Raw genomic sequence first — 17310 nt, 5'->3', positions numbered from 1 at the left:
GCGGCGTCCGTCGACTGCGTGACGGCCGCTCCGCCCGACGCCCTGCCACACGAAACCACCGACTGCGCCCCCACGCCCACCACCCCGCCCCCGTCCGCCGCACCCCCCGTGCCCCCGGCCGACGAGGCTCAGCAGGGACCCGGTGACGATCGCACCCCGCCCACCCGGCGGTTTCTCGCGCGGGCCGCGTTGGTCACCGCGTTTCTCTCCGTCGCGGCGGCGTTGCTCGGGCTGGTGCGGGATCAGTCGCTGGCGCGGTTGTTCGGGGCCGGGCAGGACACCGACGCGTTTCTGGTGGCCTGGACCGTGCCGGAGTTCGCGGCCACGCTGCTCATCGAGGACGGGCTGGCGTTCGCGCTGATCCCGGCGTTCAGCAGGGCGCTGGCCCGGCGGGCGCAGGGGGTGCCCGGGGATCCGGTGCGCTCGCTGGTCGCCGGGACGCTGCCGCGGCTGGCGCTGGCGTTCGCGGCGGCCGGCGGTCTGCTCGCGCTGGGCGCCCCGCAGTTCGTGGCGGTGCTCGCGCCGGGCCTGCCCGATCCGGGGATCGCCGTGGACTGCACCCGGCTCACCGCGACCTGCGTGCTCAGCTTCGGCCTCGCCGGGTACGCCAGCGCGGCCCTGCGCGCCCACCGCCGCTTCCTCGCCCCGGCCGCGATCTACATCGCCTACAACCTCGGCATCGTCACGTCGATGTACGCGCTCGGCGGCCACTGGGGTGTGCGCTCGGCCGCGTTCGGGGTCGCGGCGGGCGGCCTGCTGATGGTGCTCCTGCAGCTTCCGTTCCTCGTGAGGGAGTTGCGTCGAAGGACGACCGTGGAGGACGCGGCCGCGCAGGCGGCGGACGGGCCCGGTGTGCTCGCCGCGCCCCTGATGGCGACCGTCCTGCTGTTCGCGCTGTGCCGGCAGTCGCAGGTGCTGATCGAGCGGTACTTCGCCTCCAGCCTGCCCGCCGGAGCGATCTCGCACCTCAACTACGCGCAGAAGGTCGCCCAGATCCCGATGTCGCTGTCGCTGATGCTGTGCACGGTCACCTTCCCGGTGGTCGCGCGGGCGCTGGCCGAGGGCGACACCGAGCGGGCCCGGGCCCGGGTGGAGCGGGATCTCGCGGTGGCCGCGACCCTGGTGCTGCTCGGCGCCGCCACGGTGACCGCCTGCGCGCCGCAGCTGATCCAGCTCCTCTTCCAGCGCGGCGCGTTCACCGCCCAGGACACCACCGCGACCGCGGAGGTGATGCGGGTCTACGCGCTCGGGCTGCTCGGCCAGACGCTCACCGGCGTCCTGGTCCGCTCGTACTTCTCGGCGGGCCGCGCCACCTGGTACCCGCTCGCCGCGATGGGCGCCGGGATCGTCATGACGTCCTGGATCGCCGCCCTGACGGTCGGCACCTGGGGCGTCACCGGGATCGCCGCCGCCAACGCCACCGGCATCACCATCACCGCCGCCCTGCTGCTCGCCGGGATGCGCACCCGTAGCGTGCCCGTCCGGACCCCGGACGTGCTGTGCGAGCTGAGCCGGCCGCTGCGGGCAGCCGGGGTCGCCGCCCTGGCCGGGGCCTTCGTCGCCCGGCTGCCGGGGTCGCCGCTCGCCGGGCTCGCCGCCGGCGGCACCACCGCGACCGTCGTGTTCGTCCTGCTCGGCCGGGCCCTGGACGACCGGGCCTGCGCCACCGCGCTCCGTACCGTACGCACCCAGACCCGGAGGCTCGCCCATGCCCTCCTGCATTGAGACGGCGCCGCCGCTCCACCGCCCCGGACCCGGCCCGGTCCCCTGGATCGCCATGTACCACTCGGTCGGCGACTGCTCCGACGACCCGTACCGCATCACGGTCAGCCCCGCCCGGCTGGAGCGGCAGCTGCGCTGGCTGCGCCGGCAGGGGCTGCGGGGGGTGTCCGTCAGCGAGCTGCTCGCCGCCCGGTCGCGCGGTGAGGGCCGGTATCTGGTGGCCCTCACCTTCGACGACGGGTACGCCGACTTCCTCGACAACGCCCTTCCGGTGCTGGCTCGTTGGGGATGCTCGGCCACCCTTTTCGTGCTGCCCGGCCGGCTCGGCGGCGTCAACACCTGGGACCCGCTCGGCCCGCGCAAGCACCTGCTGACCGCCGCCGGCGTCCGGCGGGCCGCCGACGCGGGTGTGGAGATCGGCTCGCACGGCCTGACCCACCGGGACCTCACCCGTGCCGACGACGCACAGCTGCGGGACGAGACCGCCGAGAGCCGCGCCCTGCTGGCGGACCTGACCGGCACCGAGGTCACCGGCTTCTGCTATCCGTACGGCACGGTCGACCGGCGCGCCGTCGAGGCCGTCCGCGCGGCCGGGTACGGCTACGCCTGCGCCATCGACCCCGGCGGGCTGAGCGGCCCGCACGTCCTGCCGCGCGTGCACGTCGGACAGAACGACAGCGCCGTACGCCTGCTCCTGAAGTACCGGCTGCACCGGCTGCGCCGCCGTCCCGTGGCGGGGCTGCGATGAGGGCCCTGCACATCATCACGGGGCTCGGCGTCGGCGGTGCCGAGCAGCAACTGCGGCTGCTGCTGCGGCATCTGCCGGTCGACTGCGACGTGGTGACGCTGACCAACCCCGGTCCGGTGGCCGCCGGGCTCGCGGCCGACGGGGTGCGGGTGACCCACCTCGGCATGACCGGCAACCGCGATCTGGCCGCGCTGCCGCGGCTGGCCCGGGTCATCCGGCGCGGCCGCTACGACCTCGTGCACACCCACCTCTACCGGGCCTGCCTGTACGGCCGGATCGCCGCCCGGGCCGCCGGGGTCCGCGCGGTCGTCGCCACCGAGCACTCCCTCGGCGACTCCCAGATGGAGGGCAGGCCGCTCACCGCGGCGGTGCGCGGGCTGTATCTGCTGGGCGAGCGGCTCGGCCGGGCCACGGTCGCCGTCTCCCCCACGGTGGCCGAGCGGCTGACCCGCTGGGGCGTGCCCGCGCCGCGCGTCACGATCGTGCCCAACGGCGTCGACCTGGCGCGGTTCGCCTACGACCCGGCGGCCCGGCGGCGCACCCGTGAACGGCTCGGGCTGCCCGCCGACGCGTTCGTCGTCGGCGCCGTCGGCCGTCTCGCCCCCGGCAAACGCTTCGACGTCCTGATCCGGGCGCTGGGCCGACTGCCGGACGACTGCAGGCTGTTGCTCGTCGGCGGCGGTCCGCAGGAGGGTGCGCTGCGACGGGCGGCGCGGGAGGCGGGGGTCGCCGGGCGCGTGCTGTTCGCGGGCGAGCGGCCGTACACGGACGACCTCCTCTCCGGCACGTGCGGCGGCCCGGACCTGCCCGCGCTGGCCTCGGCGATGGACGTGCTCGCCGCGCCGTCGGCCGAGGAGGCGTTCGGGCTCGCGGTCGTGGAGGCGCTCGCGGCCGGGCTGCCGGTGCGCTACACCTCCTGCCCGGCCCTTCAGGACCTGCCGCTCGACGCCGCCCCGGGCGCGCGGCGCGTCCCGTGCGACGCCGGCGCGTACGCCCGGGCCCTCGCCGAGGTCCGCGCGGCCGGTCCCGGCCCGCGCACCGCCCCCGAGGCAGCCCGCCACTACTGCATCACCCGCAGCGCCGCCCGGCTCATGGACGTCTACGCCGCGGCGCTCGCGGCCCCGCACATCCCCCTCCAGGCGCCCCTCCGCAGCCCGGACACCCCCGTCACCCCCGTTCACGTTTCTGTCCAGCAGGGAGCAGACCCCTCATGACCGACACCCAACAACCCGCCCGTCCCTCCCGCCTCCGCAGGCTGCCGTCCTGGTCGCTGGTGGCGGCCGGGATCCTCGCGGGCGGGCTGCTCGGCGGCGCGTACGGCGAGCTGAAGACCCCGACGTACACGGCGACCAGCTATGTCATCGCCGTCCCCACCGACAGGTCCGACACCGCCTCCGCCCTCGGTTTCGCGCAGGCCTACGGCCGGGTCGCCACCCAGGTCGCGGTGCTCGCCGACGCGCAGGTGTGGGCCCGGGTGCCGGTGCGGACCCTGCGCGACAGCGTGCGCACCGAGACCTCGCCGGACGCCCCGATGGTCTCGATCTCGGCGACCTCCGCCCACCCGGCCGTCGCCGCCGACATGGCCAACGCGGTGGCCCGCGCGCTCACGAAACACGCCGACGAGGCCAAGGACGACACGCATGTCGGCCTCCTCCAGTTCTCCCGCGCGATCAAGCCGACCTCGCGGTCCTCGGCCTCGGCCACGGTGACCGGGCTGGTCGGGGCGAGCGCGGGCGGGCTGCTCGGCGCCCTCGCGCTGCTGGTCCGGCCCCGGCGCCGGCCCGAGGAGTCCGAGGAGGAGGCCGCCCGCCCGGCCGCGGTGCCCGGCCCGGCCGTCGCCGCCGACGCGCACGGCGCCCGGTGACGGCCACGGAGCCGGGGCGCACCACCGCACACACCACCGTCGGCGCCGGCGAACCCGCCACCGGGCTCACCACCGGCCTCGTACCCGGCCTCGTCACCGAACTCGTCACCGACCAGGCCGGATTCGCCGCGCTGGCGCCGGCCTGGGAGCGGCTGTACGGGCGGTGCGCCGCCGCGACCCCGTTCCAGAGCCACGCCTGGCTGCACTCGTGGTGGCTGTCGTACGGCCGCCCCGGGCGCCTGCGGCTGCTGCTGGTGCGCTCCGGCGGCGAACTGCTGGCCGCCGCGCCGCTGATGCTGGTCCGCCGGCCGCTGCCCGCGCTGGTGCCGCTCGGCGGGGCGATCTCCGACTACGCGGACGTCCTGCTCGACGACGCCGACGACGGACCCGCGGCGCTCGCGCTCACCAGGGCCCTCGCGGGCGCGGCCCGTACGGCGCTGGTCGACTTCCGCGAGGTGCGCCCGGGCGCGGCGCTGGAGCGGATCCACGACCGCTGGCCCGGACCGCGCCGCACGGTGCCCGACTCCCTGTGCCTGGAGCTGCCCGCCGTACCCATGGAGAGCCTGGTGACCCGGCTGCCGTCGAACAAGGCCCAGCAGCGGGTGCGGGCCAAGCTGCGCAAGCTGGACGCGCTGGGCGTGGAGCGGCGGGTGGTCGGCCCGCAGGAGGTGGCCGCGGCCCTCGGCCGCCTGCTGGAGTTGCACCGGCTCCAGTGGCAGGGGCGCAAGGTGACGTCCGAGCACCTCCAGCCGCGCTTCCGCGCCCATCTGGAGCGTGCGGTCGGCCCGATGGTCCGCTCGGGCAGCGCGGCGGTCACCGAGTTCCGGATCGACGGCGAGGTCCTGGCCGTCGATCTGACCCTGCTCTCGCGCAGCCTCGCCGGCGGCTATCTCTACGGCGCCCATCCGGGCCTGCGCGCCCGCAAGGCGGACCTGGCGGTGATGCTGCTGGACGCCTGCACGGGACAGGCCGCCGGGCGCGGCGCGCTGAGCCTGCTGCGCGGCGACGAGCCGTACAAGCACCACTGGCGGCCCGAACCGGTCGCCAACCGCCGCTTCCTGCTGGCCCGCCGCACCACCGCCCCGCTGCTGACGGCCGCCCTGGGCGAGGCGGCGGCCCGGCAGCGGGGCAAAGAGGTGCTGCACTGGTGGAGGGAACGCCGTCGGTGCTAACGGTCCCCCGACCACCAGTCGAAGCGGACGCAGAGCCTGCCGCCGAGCCAGTGCTCGACCCACTCGCCGAGATCCACCGGCGAGCAGCCGTCCGGGGGCTCGGTGGCGGCGACCGGCTTCGCGCCCAGGGGCACGGTGGCAGCCGGAGTCGCAGTGGCCGCGGGAGTCGTCGCGGGCGTGGCTGTCGCGGGTGCCGGGACCTGCTGGACGGGGAGGTCGTACAGGGCGCTGCGGTAGATCCGCGACGACAGGGGGTTGGTCGAGCACTGCCACACGCCGTGCGGGCAGTAGTCGGTCAGTGTGTTGTAGAGCGGCTTGTGCTCGTCGATCCAGGCGAGCATGCGTTTCATGTACGCGGCGTCGTCGCCGTTGCGGAAGAGTCCCCATTCCGGGTAGGAAATGGGTTTGCCGTGGGATTTCGCGAAATCCACGTGCTGTTGCAGGCCGTACGGCTCTTTCACCTGTTCGTCGAAGGATTCGCCGGTCGGCTGGTCGTAGGAGTCCATCCCGATGATGTCGACCGTCCGGTCCCCCGGGTAGCACTCGGTCCAGGGCACCGCGTCCCGGCCCCGGCTCGGCGTGAAATCGAACCGGAACCTCTGCCCCGGCACGGCCCGCATGGTGGTGACGATCCTGTTCCAGTACGCCTTCCAGCTCGCCGGGTCCGGTCCGCAGCGGTGGGTGTAGGTGGTGCCGTTCATCTCCCAGCCGAGCACGATCACCGTGTCCGGCACCTTCAGCTCCACCAGCCGCTCGGCCAGGGCCCGGAAGTGCTGGTCGAACGCGCCGGCCGCGCCCTGCCGCAGCAGCCAGCCCACTCCGGCGTCGGAGACGTGGTCCTCGTTGTGCTGCTGCATGGGCACGTTGAGGACGAGCGTGCGGTCGGCCTTGGCGCGCCGCCAGTGCGCCCACACGTCCAGGAATCCGGGCGCCCCCTCGATGTCGCTCCAGCGGTCGCCGGGGAGATACGTGTGGGCGACCTTCAGCTCGGTCCCGCCCAGCCAGTGACTCAGCAGGGCCATCCGCGCGACCCCGAGCGGCCCCGAGTCGAGGAACGCCCCGAACGGCGGCACGGCGGCCTTGGTGGGCGTGGGAGACGGCGTGGCCGGTGTCGCCGGTACCGCCGGTGTCGTCGGTACAGCCGGTGTCGTCGGTACAGCCGGTGTCGTCGGTACAGCCGGTGTCGTCGGCGCCGGGGGGTCCGGGGGCGGTGCGGCCGGAGTCACGGCGAAACCGGGGCCGACCGCCAGGGCGACCGACGCGACGGCCGCCACCGCGATCACTGCCGACCGCCGGGTCCTGGCACCGCTGCGCTGTGCGCCCATACCCGCTCCTTTCCCCACTCGGTTGCTTTCCCGTCCGGCTGCATTCCCTGTTACTGACACACAGTCATATCGGTACGAGTTCCGCCAGTGCGGTTACGGCTTTCAGGTTGCCCGGGCCCCCGCACGGGCGAATCGAGGAGAAGGAACAGAACCCGTGTCACTCCTGGACGTCCAGGTCCCCGCGGTACTGCTGCGGATCGACCGGAATCCCTTTCATCACGGCACCCTGGGCGCCGTGCGCTCGCTCGGCAGGGCCGGCGTGGAGGTGCATGTCGTCGCCGATGCCACCCGGAGCCCCGTCCGCGCCTCGCGTTTCGTACGCCGGCTGCATCCCCCGCCGCGGCCCGGCGCCTCCCCCGGCGACATCGCCGCCGCCCTGCTCCGGGTCTCGGCCCGCGTGGGGCGCCCGGCGGTGCTGATCCCGCTGGACGACGCGAGCGCCATCGCGGCCGGCCGGCTGCGCGAGGAGCTGGCGCCCGCCTATCTGCTGCCGCAGCAGCCCGGCGCACTGCCCGAACGCGTCGCCGACAAGGCGGAGCTGGCCGGACTGTGCGCCGCCGCGGACGTCCCGCACCCGGTGACCCTGGTCCCGGACAGCGCCGAGGACGCGGCGGCGGCAGCGTGGCGGCTGGGGCTGCCGCTGGTGGCCAAGTGGAGCCGGCCCTGGCTGGTGCCGGCCGGCAGCGGGCTGCGCTCGACCGTGCTGGTGCGCTCGGCGCGCGAGGCCCGGGAGCTCTTCCTGCGCAGCGCCGAGGCGGGCAGCACGCTGCTGCTCCAGACGTTCCTGCCGCCGGGCCCGGACCGCGACTGGTTCTGCCACGGGTACGCCGACCGCACCGGCGCCGTCCGGGCGGGCGGCCCCGGCCGCAAGCACCTGGCCTGGCCGCGCGGCGCGGGTCTGACCGCGGTCGGCCAGTGGACGCCCAACCCGCAGATCACGGCGCTGGCCGAGCGGCTCACCCGCGAACTGGGCTACCGGGGCATCTTCGACCTGGACTTCCGCCGCTGCGGCAGCACCGGCCGCTACCACCTGCTGGACTTCAACCCGCGCCCCGGCGCCCAGTTCCGGCTGTTCACCGACAGCGCCGGCCTGGACGTCGTACGCGCCCTGCACCTGGACCTGACCCACCGTCCGCTGCCGGCGGGCATGCCGCTCGCCGGGCGGCGCTTCGTGGTGGAGAACTACGCCCCGCTGACCGCGCTGCGGCCCGCGCCGGCGGGCCGGGAGCTGGCCTGGCACGCGGCGGACGACCCGGCGCCGGGCCGGGCGATGTGGACGCTGTGGAGCCGGCGCGCCGCCGGCCGCCTCGCGAGCCCGGTCACCGACCGCCTGCGCCACCTCACACCCTCCCCGCGGGCAGGCGCACCGGCGACCGCATCGACCACCGCACCGCGCCTCGTGTACCAGGCGGGTGCCCCTGGCATCACCGACCTCACCGGCATCACCCGGATCACCGACCTCACCGACGACGTCCGTGAGGACGAGAAAGCGAGCAGTTGCTGATGTACGACCTGCTGGTGGTGGGCGCCGGCCCGTACGGGCTGTCCATCGCCTCCCACGCCGCGGCGGCCGGGCTGAACGTCCGTGTGCTCGGCCGGCCCATGGCGTCCTGGCGCGACCACATGCCCCGCGGCATGTTCCTCAAGTCGGAGCCCTGGGCCTCCAACCTCTCCGATCCGGAAGGGCGTTGGCGGCTCGACGTCTTCTGCGCCTTCCGGGGCCTCGCCGCCCGGCACGCCGAGCCGCTCCCGCTGGACGTGTTCGCCGAGTACGGACTGTGGTTCGCGCGCAACGCCGTACCCCCCGTCGACGAGCGGACCGTGACCCGGCTGGCGCCGTGCGCGGGCGGCTTCGAGGCCGGCACCGAGGACGGCGGGACGCTCACCGCGCGGACCGTCGCGCTGGCCGTGGGCGTGCTGCCGTTCACCGAGATCCCGGAGCCGCTGCGCCACCTGCCCCCGGCGCTGGTCTCGCACAGCAGCCACCACGCCGGCCTCGACGGCTTCCGCGGCCGGGACGTCACCGTCGTCGGCGGCGGCCAGGCCGCCCTGGAGACCGCCGCGCTCCTCGCCGAACAGGGCACCCGGGTACGGGTCCTGGCCCGCGCGGACCGGCTGTGCTGGAACGACGTACCGCCGCCCTGGGAGCGCCCCTGGTGGCGCTCGGCGCGCGCCCCGCACAGCGGCCTCGGCCCCGGCTGGCGCAACTGGTTCTACGCCGAGCGGCCCGGCCTGTACCGGCGGCTGCCGGAGCGGACCCGGACCCGGATCGCCGCGGACGCGCTCGGCCCGGCGGGCGCCTGGTGGGTGCGCGAGCGGGTGGAGCGCCGGGTGGAGGTGCTGCTCGGCCGGGAGATCGTGACGGCCCGTGAGGTGCCGGACGGGCTGCGTCTGGAACTCGCGGGCCCCGGCGCCGGGGCACAGTCCCTGCACACCGGGCATGTGATCGCGGCGACCGGGTTCCGGGCCACCCGGGACCGGCTGAAGCTGCTCACCCCCGAGCTGCGCGCGCTGCTGGTGACGGGCGCGGACGGGGCGCCGGAGGTGGGGCCGGAGTTCGAGTCGTCGTACCCAGGGCTGTTCCTGGCCGGTCTGATCACGGCCGCGGGCTTCGGCCCGTCGATGCGCTTCGTGCACGGCGCGACCTTCACGGCGGGCACGCTGGTACGCGGGGTACGACGCCGACTGCGGGGCGCTGCGCCGCGGGTGCCGTCGCCGGCGGCGCCCGCACTGCCGCTGGAGGCGCCGTTGCCGTGACGGGCAATCGGGTGAATTCCCCGGCGTTTCACGCATCCGAGTTTCTTCTCCCTCCGTATTTCGTTCACAGTCTGCACGTCGTGGCACGTGTGAACGGGCGGCATATCCGATTGACATACGCCCCCGCGACGACCGCGCGGAAATCCTTCCGAGAGAAAAGACAAAAGAGTGCGACAGACCCTGAGCAAGGGATTGATCGTGGCGGCCGCCGCGACAAGCACCCTGACTCTGTGCGGCTCATGGGCATTCGCGGACTCCGGTCCGTCGGTGCCAGGGGCCGACTCGTTCGCTTCGGCCGGAAACACGAATGCGTGGGACTTCCCGGGTGGGGCGAGCGCCATGCGGGCCATCGAGCGCGCGGAAGGCGCGACACAGATGGCGCGCAGGATGACGGGGGAGCTTTCGGCTCCGGCCCACACCACCGACGATTCCCCCAGCCGCGTCTCCGCCACCCACAAGGCGGAGTCGAGTCACCGGTTCTCCTCCGGAGGCCACGGCGACGACGACCCGGGCAACGCGCCTGCCCGCGGAGGCCACGGCGACGACGACCCGGGCAACGGGCCTTCCCGCGGAGGCCACGGCGACGACGACCCGGGCAACGCGCCTGCCCAGGGAAGCTACGGCGACGACGACCCGAACCAGCAGCCCTCCCAGGGAAGCTACGGCGAGGACGAACCGACCCCCGAGCCCTCCCACGGAAGCTACGGCGACGACGAGCCCACGCCGACGCCGCCCGAGCCACCGCAGCCCCAGCCCACCCAGCCGGTGCATCACGACGACACCCCGCCGCCGGCGCACGAACCTCCCGAGATGGCTCACACCGGAACGGACGGGACCCTCGCAGCCCTGGCCGCCAGCGGGACCCTGCTGGCCGCCGGAACCGCCCTGTACCGGCGGGGCCGCCGGGCCGCTTCCCAGAAGTAGTCAACCGGGTGCCGGACGCCTCGCGTCCGGCACCCGCCGCTTCCCCTTCGGGTCACGTCCGCCCGTCGAGAGCGTCGAGCAGTTCCGCCGACCGCGGTGAGGCGACCTTGCGGACGAAGTACATCCGGGAGGCTTCGATCGCCGGGAGATCGGCAAGTGTCCTGGTGCCCCTGAGCATGCGGTCCACGTAGTGGAAGTTGGTGAGGTCGGAGGTGATACGGCCGGCCCTCGGCCGGAGTACCGGATCCTCCACCTCGGCCCGCCAGCCGCTGTTCCACAGAAGCGTGTGAAAGAACATCTCGTCCGGTGCGAGCGTCGTACGGAACAGGCCCTCCCAGCGGGGGTCCTCGGCCTTGCCGAGAAGGTCCGCGACACAGTCGGCGGTCAGCGCCGTCCACTGGCTCCCCGACACCGGCTCGATGTCACCGAACACCGAGGGGCTGCGCCTGGGGGTCAACTCCGAGATCCCCCTCCGCAGCATGGCGCGGGCAAGGTAGGCCGGGCCCGGTCCGATGGGAAGAGCGTCGAAGTACCACCGCTTGAGGACCCGGCCCTCGGCAGCGGCACCGTCGAGCAGCGGTGCCGTCCGGCAGTGCTGCCGGAACGGGGCCGTAGCGAGATAGTCGGCGAATTCGGCCACCGGCCGGGCGGGATAGCACTGCCCGGACAGCAGCACGATGTGATCGGACGGTTGCGCGAACTCCAGCGCCGTGCGGTACAGAGCCAGCATCGCGCGGACGACCGAGAAACCTCCCCACCGGACAGCGACCCGCTCGTGGACGCACGTGGTGCGAGGCGCCCCCGCGAAGTCGTCACCTCGCGACCGGGCGTCCACATGGACGACCACGGGGTGGGGCGCCAGCCTCTCGACCAGCCGGGCGAACAGCCCGGGCTCGGTGTGGGCGAGCACGGCAAATACCGGCATCCTTCTCTCCTCCCGGGTTTCGCTGCGATCGCCAGCGCACTGTTCCCGACCGTGCCCGCACTATACGCATTCCATCTGTTCATTACGCTTTTGCGACCTATGCCCGCTACGTGTCATCGCAGGCGGCCACAAAGCGGATCAGTGTACGGAAAGACATAGTTTTATGTAGTTTGACTGATATAAGTAGTGGCCGATGAGCGACTGAGGCTGCTAAGGAGAGCCATGGGGCGGTCCACCAACGCGATGTCCGGGCAGGCGTCCTTCTCCCCGCCCCGCAGAACTGTTCACCGCGAGCGCACGCGGGCCGGCTGGTACCGCCCGCTCTCCGTCTGCGTGGATCTGGCCGGCGCGGCACTGCCGTTGGCGGCGGCGATCGCCCACGTCAGGGAGCCGCACCCGCTGCGTCTGGCGGCTGCCGCCGCGGTGTTGTGGCCGCTGATCGGGCTGGCGGGAAAGCGCTACGCGTCCGGGGTGTGGACCGACGGGGTCGGTCTGCGGGACGTTCTGAGGGACTGGCTGGTGCTGGTCGGCGCCCTGGCCACGCTCCGCGTGCTGTGCGGACTGGACAGCGTCCCCGTCGAGGCCTTCACCGCACTCCTGCCCGCACTGGTCCTCACCGCGTCCTGTCAGGCGGTGATCCGCCGTCATCTGCGGTCCGCCTGGCGGGACGCCCGCGCACTGCGCCGTGTCCTCGTCGTCGGTGAGGGCCCTCTGGTCGACGCCGTGGTCGCGCAGCTCGCCCAGCGCACCGACCACGGTTACGTCGTCGTCGGCGCCTGCGCGGTGGGCGAGGACCCGGTCTCCTCGGGCGTCGCCGTATGCGTACGGCTGGCCGGTGCAGCGCCCGGGACACCGGAGACGGACGCGGCGGCCGTACTGGGCGCCGTGGACGAACTGGCCGCCGATCTGACCTTCGTGGCGGTGAGCCGTCCCATGTCCGGCGAGCGACTGCGCCGGCTGTCCTGGGCGCTGCACGACCGGGGCTGCCCGCTCGTCGTGCTGCCCGGCATCGTCGACGTCGCCCGACGTCGTCTCCGGGCCACCTCCGCCGCCGGGCTGACGATGCTGCAGATCGGGGCGCCGCCCTTGCGCCACGACGTTCCGGCGCTGTTCAAGGCCGTCGTGGACCGTGTGGGTGCGCTGCTGCTGATCGTCCTTCTCTCCCCCCTGCTTCTCCTCGTGGGGCTGTCGGTGCGGCTCGGCTCACCCGGCCCCGCCCTCTACCGGCAGACCCGTGTGGGCCGGCACAACCGGCACTTCTCCATGGTGAAGTTCCGCACGATGGTGGTGGGTGCCGACCGGCTCAGGAGCCAGCTGGAAGAGGCGAACGAGAACGACGGGCACATGTTCAAGATGCGCCGTGACCCACGGGTCACGCCCGTCGGGCGGTTCCTGCGCCGCTACTCGCTCGACGAGCTGCCCCAGCTGCTCAACGTCCTGCTCGGCCACATGTCACTGGTCGGACCGCGTCCCCCGCTGCCCGAAGAGGTCGACAAGTACAACCTGGTGGAGAGGCGCCGGCTCACCGTCAAACCGGGTCTGACGGGACTGTGGCAGGTGAGCGGACGAGCGAACCTCTCCTGGAACGAGACGGTCGCGCTCGATCTGCGCTACATCGACAACTGGTCCCTGGCAGGAGACGTCACCGTGATGGCCCGCACCGTGCGCGCGGTGCTGAACGGCCAGGGCGCCTACTGATCACACCGCTCGCTCCGGCCGTCGTGGCCCTCCGGGAAAGGCACAGCGTCATGCCGCAACGCACAGTCCGAGCCACGTGGTCGCTGCGCGGCTTCACCGGCGCCGGATACGACAAGGGGCGGCCCCTGCTCGTCCAGGCCGCCTGGTTCGCGGTCCTCCACCTCGTCTTCGTCAAGTGGTGGTTCCCGGCCCGCTGGCGTCCGGTGCTGCTGCGCGCCTTCGGCGCCCGCATCGGGAAGCGGGTGCTCATCCGGCACGGAGTGCGGGTGCACTGGCCGTGGAAGCTGGACGTCGGCGACGACGTGTGGATCGGCGAGTGCGCCTGGATCCTCAACCTCGAACCCGTCACGATCGGCAGCGACTGCTGCGTCTCGCAGAGCGCGCTGCTGTGCACGGGCAGCCATCTCCGCCGTTCCGCCACGTTCGAGTTCGACAACGGCCCCGTCCGTCTGGAGCCGGGCAGTTGGGTCGCGGCCCGGGCGGTCGTACTGCGAGGCGTCACCATCGGGCAGGGCGCCGTGGTGGGCGCCGGCGCCGTGGCACACCAGGACCTCGCCCCGGGCCTGGTCCTCACGCCCGGCGGTACTCCGAGGGGGACGTCTCCGTCCGAATCCATGAGAGGAATCAGGCCATGAGAGTGGTCCAGGTCGTCACGCTCGTCAGCGAAGGCGCGGCCTTCGGAGGCCCACCGAGCGTTGCGGTCACCCAGCTCCAGGAGATGGCCGCACGGGGTCACGACGTGGAGCTGGTGGCGTTGTGGCGAGGCCGGACGCCGGCTCCTCGACGCATCGGCGCCATCCCGTTCGTCTCCCGCCCGGCGCGGACCGTCATCCCGGGCCAGGGATATCTCGGCCTCATGCACCCCTTGCTGCTGCGGGATCTCTGGCATGCCATGGGACGCGCCGACGCCGTTCACCTGCACGCGGGCAGGGACCTCGTGTCCCTGGCCGCACTCGCCGTCGCCCGGATGCGGCGCACTGACTTCGTCGTCCAGACACACGGCATGGTGGAGCCCCGTACCGGCATCGCCGCGCGTGTCTTCGACCGCGTCTACGTCCCCTTGCTCCGGCGGGCACGCTGCTGCCTCGTGCTCACCGAGGAGGAGCGGCGGGCCCTGACCGCGGTACTGAGCCCCAAGGCTCCGCCTCTGGTGATGCTGGGCAACGGTATGCCTCCGCCCCGTGAGGTGACGGACGAGCGGCCGCGCGGCGGCCACCACGTGCTCTTCCTCGCCCGGCTCCACCCGCGCAAACGACCCGAGGCGTTCGTGGAGATGGCCGCCCTCGTCCACAAGGAGTTCCCGGAGGCGCGCTTCACCCTGCACGGAACGGACGAGGGATCGTTGCGGCAGGTGAATCAGCTCATCGCCGACCGCGGGCTGACCGACGTGGTCCACTACGGCGGCGCGCTGGAACACTCCGCGGCGCTGGAGGCCTACCGCCACGCCACCGTCTACGTCCTGCCCAGCGTGAACGAGCCCTTCGGCATGACGGTTCTGGAAGCACTGGCCGAAGGAACACCCGTGGTGTGCACGGACAGCTGCGGCATCGCGGAGGAACTGGCGAACAGACAGGCGGCGCTGATCACCGACGACAGCCCGGAGGCCCTGGCCGAGGCGGTGAGCCGGCTGCTCGGCGACGAGGCTCTGCGCGGTCGGCTGGCCGACGCCGGGCGCCGGGCGATCAGGGAGGTCTTCTCCATCCGCGCGGTGGTGGACCGGCTGGAGGGCCTCTACCGAGCGCGCGCGCGACAGAGGTGAGAGTGCCCCCGCCGGGCGCTCAGTGTGGCGCCCGGCGGGGAGTCAGCCGGTGCTCAGGGCGCCGGGGCGCCGGTCACCGACGTGAGGATCTCCTCGAAGCGGGAGGCGGAGCCCTCCAGGGCGAACTCCCGCTCGGCCAGGACGCGGCTCCGCTTGCCCAGCGACGCGGCGTGTTCCGGGTCGGACAGGACCTCCTGGACCCAGCCGGCGGCGTCCTCCAGCGACGACTGCGCCGGCGGGAAGACCGCCGAGCCGGCCTGGTGAAGCAGCTGAGCGGCCAGGTTCTCGGCAGGCATCAGACCGAGCACCGGGCGCCCGGCGCACAGGTACGACAGGGTCTTCGACGGGACCGAGAACATCCCGGCGTCGCCCTCGAGGAGAACGACCAGTACGTCACCGGTGCCCAGTACCTCGGGCAGCCGCCGGTAGGGCTGGAAGGGCAGCAGCGTGACCTCGACCCCGTGGGCGGCGGCGGCCCGTTCGAGGACGGGCACGGCCGGGCCCTCGTTGACCACCACGAGACGCACGCGCTCGCCCCGCTGCCGCAGCCGCTCCACCAGCTGCACCAACAGCACGGGACTGTGCTTCAGGCCCAGCGTGCCGGCGTACAGGAGGGTCTTCACGCCGCTCAGGTCCTGCTCGTCCGACCAGGCGTTGGCCCGGGCCACGGGAAAGATCTCGTCCAGCGGTGCCCAGTTGGGGATGACGGTCACCTTGTCGGCGGTGCCCCACTGCCGGTGCACCTCGACGAAGGAGTCGGCGATGACCACGACGGCCGAGGCCTGCTGTGCCGCCCACTTCTCGCCGGCACCGAAGACCTTCGCGGCGATGCCCATCGCGTCGGCGACGTCCGCCGCGGCGAAGCTCTTGAGCGCGACGGCGGTGACGTCCTGGTGCCACAGCACCCAGGGGATGCGGAGCCGCTTCAGCACGGCAGCGGTCACGACGAGCGTGGGAATCGGCATGTTGGACAGCAGCGCCACGTCGGGCTTCGCACGCCGCACCTGCCGGGTGAGCTCGATGCCCAGCCGGCTCTCCTGGAAGAGCCGGCGCACATAGGCCTGCTTCTTCAGCACCACGCGGTCTCCGATGGTGACGAAGCGCAGGCCGGGTACGTCTGACTCGAGATCACCCTTGCCGCTGCGGTAGGCCGTACAGGTCGAGTGGACCACCGCGTGACCGCGGCGGGCCAGCTCCCGGCTGAGCTGGGCCTGGAAGGGGTGGCCGCTGTAGTCGTGAACGAAGATCCGCATCGGCTCGTGGCGTCCTCGCACCGGGGCCTCAGCCCTGCGAACGCTTCACCTGGTCGTAGACCCAGGCGTAGGTCTTCTCCAGGCCGTCCACCAGCGGGATCGACGGCTCCCAGCCGTAGATCTCGCGGATCAGGGTGTTGTCGGAGTTGCGGCCGCGTACGCCCTGGGGAGCGTCGTACCGGTAGCTGCGTTCGCAGCGGATGCCCGCGATCCGCTCGACCAGGTCGACCAGCTGATTGATCGTCACCAGCTCGGAGGAGCCGAGGTTGACCGGTACGCCGCTGTCCCCCTCCGTGATCATCTGCGTGCCCTTGAGGCAGTCGTCGATGTACATGAAGGAACGCGTCTGCAGGCCGTCGCCCCAGATCTCGATCCGGTGGTTCCCGGAGAGCACGGCCTCGGCCACCTTGCGGCACACCGCGGCCGGGGCCTTCTCCCGGCCGCCGAACCACGTACCGTGCGGGCCGTAGACGTTGTGGTAGCGGGCGACGCGGGTGGTGAACCCGTAGTCCTCCGCGTAGTGACGGCACATGCGCTCGGAGAAGAGCTTCTCCCAGCCGTAGCCGTCCTCCGGCTGCGCCGGATAGGCGTCCTGCTCCTTGAGGGCGGTGACCTTCGGGTCGGTCTGCTTGCCGGCGGCGTAGACGCAGGCGGAGGAGGAGTAGAAGTACCGCTCCACGCCGGCCTCGCGCGCGGCCTGCACCATGTGGGTGCTGGTGAGGACCGACATCATGCACGCGGCCTTGTTGTTCTCGATGAAGCCCATGCCGCCCATGTCCGCGGCCAGCATGTACACGCACCGGGCGCCCCGGACGCCGTCGCGCGCGCTGTCCAGGAGCGAGAGGTCCGCGGTCAGGTTCTCGGCGTCCTCGTGGACCTGGTACCACTCGCGCCGGGGCTTGACGTCGATGGAGCGGACCGTCAGCCCCTGGGCCAGCAGGGCGCCCACAAGGTGCCCGCCGATGAATCCCCCGCCACCGGCAACGACGGCGTCGACCTGCTTGTTCATGGACAGCTCCTCGGGCGAAGGGGAATGTGAGATGCCCAGAGTATTAAGGTTTGTCTGATTTGCTCTGTATTGGCGCGCCTGATGCCGTACACGGGACAGAGGCCGCTATACATCTGCCGGTGAGGTTTCCGCCGAAGCACTCGCCGTACTCGCC

The 17310-nt window shown here is 73.0% G+C and carries 15 protein-coding genes; 11 read left to right on the top strand and 4 right to left on the bottom strand.

Annotation, left to right across the window (positions count from 1 at the left end):
* Positions 1 to 42: 42 nt before the first annotated feature.
* From murJ to BIV23_RS40675, 5 genes are all read left to right on the top strand, one after another.
* Positions 43 to 1725 (top strand): murein biosynthesis integral membrane protein MurJ, encoded by a 1683-nt coding sequence (gene murJ / locus BIV23_RS40695; RefSeq protein ID WP_425443577.1) that lies wholly within the window; start codon positions 43 to 45, stop codon positions 1723 to 1725.
* Positions 1709 to 2470 carry a polysaccharide deacetylase family protein gene (locus BIV23_RS40690; protein ID WP_177240216.1) on the top strand — a complete coding sequence of 254 codons (762 nt, stop codon included), beginning with the start codon at positions 1709 to 1711 and terminating at the stop codon, positions 2468 to 2470. The genes murJ and BIV23_RS40690 overlap by 17 nt, the downstream gene beginning before the upstream one ends.
* Positions 2467 to 3684 (top strand): glycosyltransferase, encoded by a 1218-nt coding sequence (locus BIV23_RS40685; protein ID WP_071386033.1) that lies wholly within the window; start codon positions 2467 to 2469, stop codon positions 3682 to 3684. Before BIV23_RS40690 ends, BIV23_RS40685 begins: the two co-directional genes overlap by 4 nt.
* Positions 3681 to 4334: a YveK family protein gene (locus BIV23_RS40680; RefSeq protein ID WP_071386032.1), complete on the top strand. Its 654-nt coding sequence runs from the start codon at positions 3681 to 3683 to the stop codon at positions 4332 to 4334. Before BIV23_RS40685 ends, BIV23_RS40680 begins: the two co-directional genes overlap by 4 nt.
* Before the next feature lie 131 nt (positions 4335 to 4465).
* Positions 4466 to 5506, top strand: a complete 1041-nt coding sequence (locus BIV23_RS40675) for a GNAT family N-acetyltransferase (protein WP_071386044.1) — start codon at positions 4466 to 4468, stop codon at positions 5504 to 5506.
* Here the strand turns inward: BIV23_RS40675 and BIV23_RS40670 are convergent.
* Positions 5503 to 6831, bottom strand: a complete 1329-nt coding sequence (locus tag BIV23_RS40670) for a glycoside hydrolase family 26 protein (RefSeq protein ID WP_071386031.1) — start codon at positions 6829 to 6831, stop codon at positions 5503 to 5505. The genes BIV23_RS40675 and BIV23_RS40670 overlap by 4 nt on opposite strands.
* A 154-nt stretch (positions 6832 to 6985) precedes the next feature.
* Between BIV23_RS40670 and BIV23_RS40665 the strand changes: the two genes are divergently transcribed.
* The 3 genes from BIV23_RS40665 (at position 6986) to BIV23_RS40655 (ending at position 10512) form a co-directional block, all read left to right on the top strand.
* Entirely contained in the window at positions 6986 to 8335 is a 1350-nt protein-coding gene (locus BIV23_RS40665; protein WP_071386030.1) for a carboxylate--amine ligase, read from the top strand.
* The gene (locus tag BIV23_RS40660; protein ID WP_071386029.1) at positions 8335 to 9588 is read left to right on the top strand and encodes an NAD(P)-binding domain-containing protein; all 1254 of its coding nucleotides are present in this window, start codon (positions 8335 to 8337) and stop codon (positions 9586 to 9588) included. The genes BIV23_RS40665 and BIV23_RS40660 overlap by 1 nt, the downstream gene beginning before the upstream one ends.
* A 387-nt stretch (positions 9589 to 9975) precedes the next feature.
* A complete protein-coding gene (locus BIV23_RS40655; protein ID WP_143079222.1) occupies positions 9976 to 10512 on the top strand; it encodes a hypothetical protein in 537 nt (178 codons plus the stop codon).
* Positions 10513 to 10564: 52 nt separating this feature from the next.
* Here BIV23_RS40655 and BIV23_RS40650 read toward each other — a convergent pair whose 3' ends face one another.
* Positions 10565 to 11437, bottom strand: coding sequence for a beta-1,6-N-acetylglucosaminyltransferase (locus BIV23_RS40650; RefSeq protein WP_079173723.1), 873 nt, complete (start codon positions 11435 to 11437; stop codon positions 10565 to 10567).
* Between the two features lie 222 nt (positions 11438 to 11659).
* Between BIV23_RS40650 and BIV23_RS40645 the strand changes: the two genes are divergently transcribed.
* Genes BIV23_RS40645 through BIV23_RS40635 form a run of 3 tightly spaced genes read left to right on the top strand, consistent with a single transcriptional unit; the run spans position 11660 to position 14894 of the window.
* A complete protein-coding gene (locus tag BIV23_RS40645; protein ID WP_342746411.1) occupies positions 11660 to 13135 on the top strand; it encodes a sugar transferase in 1476 nt (491 codons plus the stop codon).
* 50 nt (positions 13136 to 13185) lie between these two features.
* The gene (locus tag BIV23_RS40640; protein WP_071386026.1) at positions 13186 to 13770 is read left to right on the top strand and encodes an LbetaH domain-containing protein; all 585 of its coding nucleotides are present in this window, start codon (positions 13186 to 13188) and stop codon (positions 13768 to 13770) included.
* A complete protein-coding gene (locus tag BIV23_RS40635) occupies positions 13767 to 14894 on the top strand; it encodes a glycosyltransferase (protein ID WP_071386025.1) in 1128 nt (375 codons plus the stop codon). The genes BIV23_RS40640 and BIV23_RS40635 overlap by 4 nt, the downstream gene beginning before the upstream one ends.
* A 53-nt stretch (positions 14895 to 14947) precedes the next feature.
* On the opposite strand, the gene BIV23_RS40630 is transcribed toward BIV23_RS40635, so the two are convergent.
* A complete protein-coding gene (locus tag BIV23_RS40630; protein WP_071386024.1) occupies positions 14948 to 16147 on the bottom strand; it encodes a glycosyltransferase family 4 protein in 1200 nt (399 codons plus the stop codon).
* Between the two features lie 28 nt (positions 16148 to 16175).
* Positions 16176 to 17156 (bottom strand): NAD-dependent epimerase/dehydratase family protein, encoded by a 981-nt coding sequence (locus BIV23_RS40625; protein ID WP_071386023.1) that lies wholly within the window; start codon positions 17154 to 17156, stop codon positions 16176 to 16178.
* Between the last annotated feature and the right edge of the window lie 154 nt (positions 17157 to 17310).

The sequence above is a fragment of the Streptomyces monashensis genome (assembly GCF_001866665.1).
Classification (GTDB): domain Bacteria; phylum Actinomycetota; class Actinomycetes; order Streptomycetales; family Streptomycetaceae; genus Streptomyces; species Streptomyces monashensis.
Note: the sequence above shows the minus strand (reverse complement) of the source record. Positions and strands in the feature narration are given on the sequence as shown.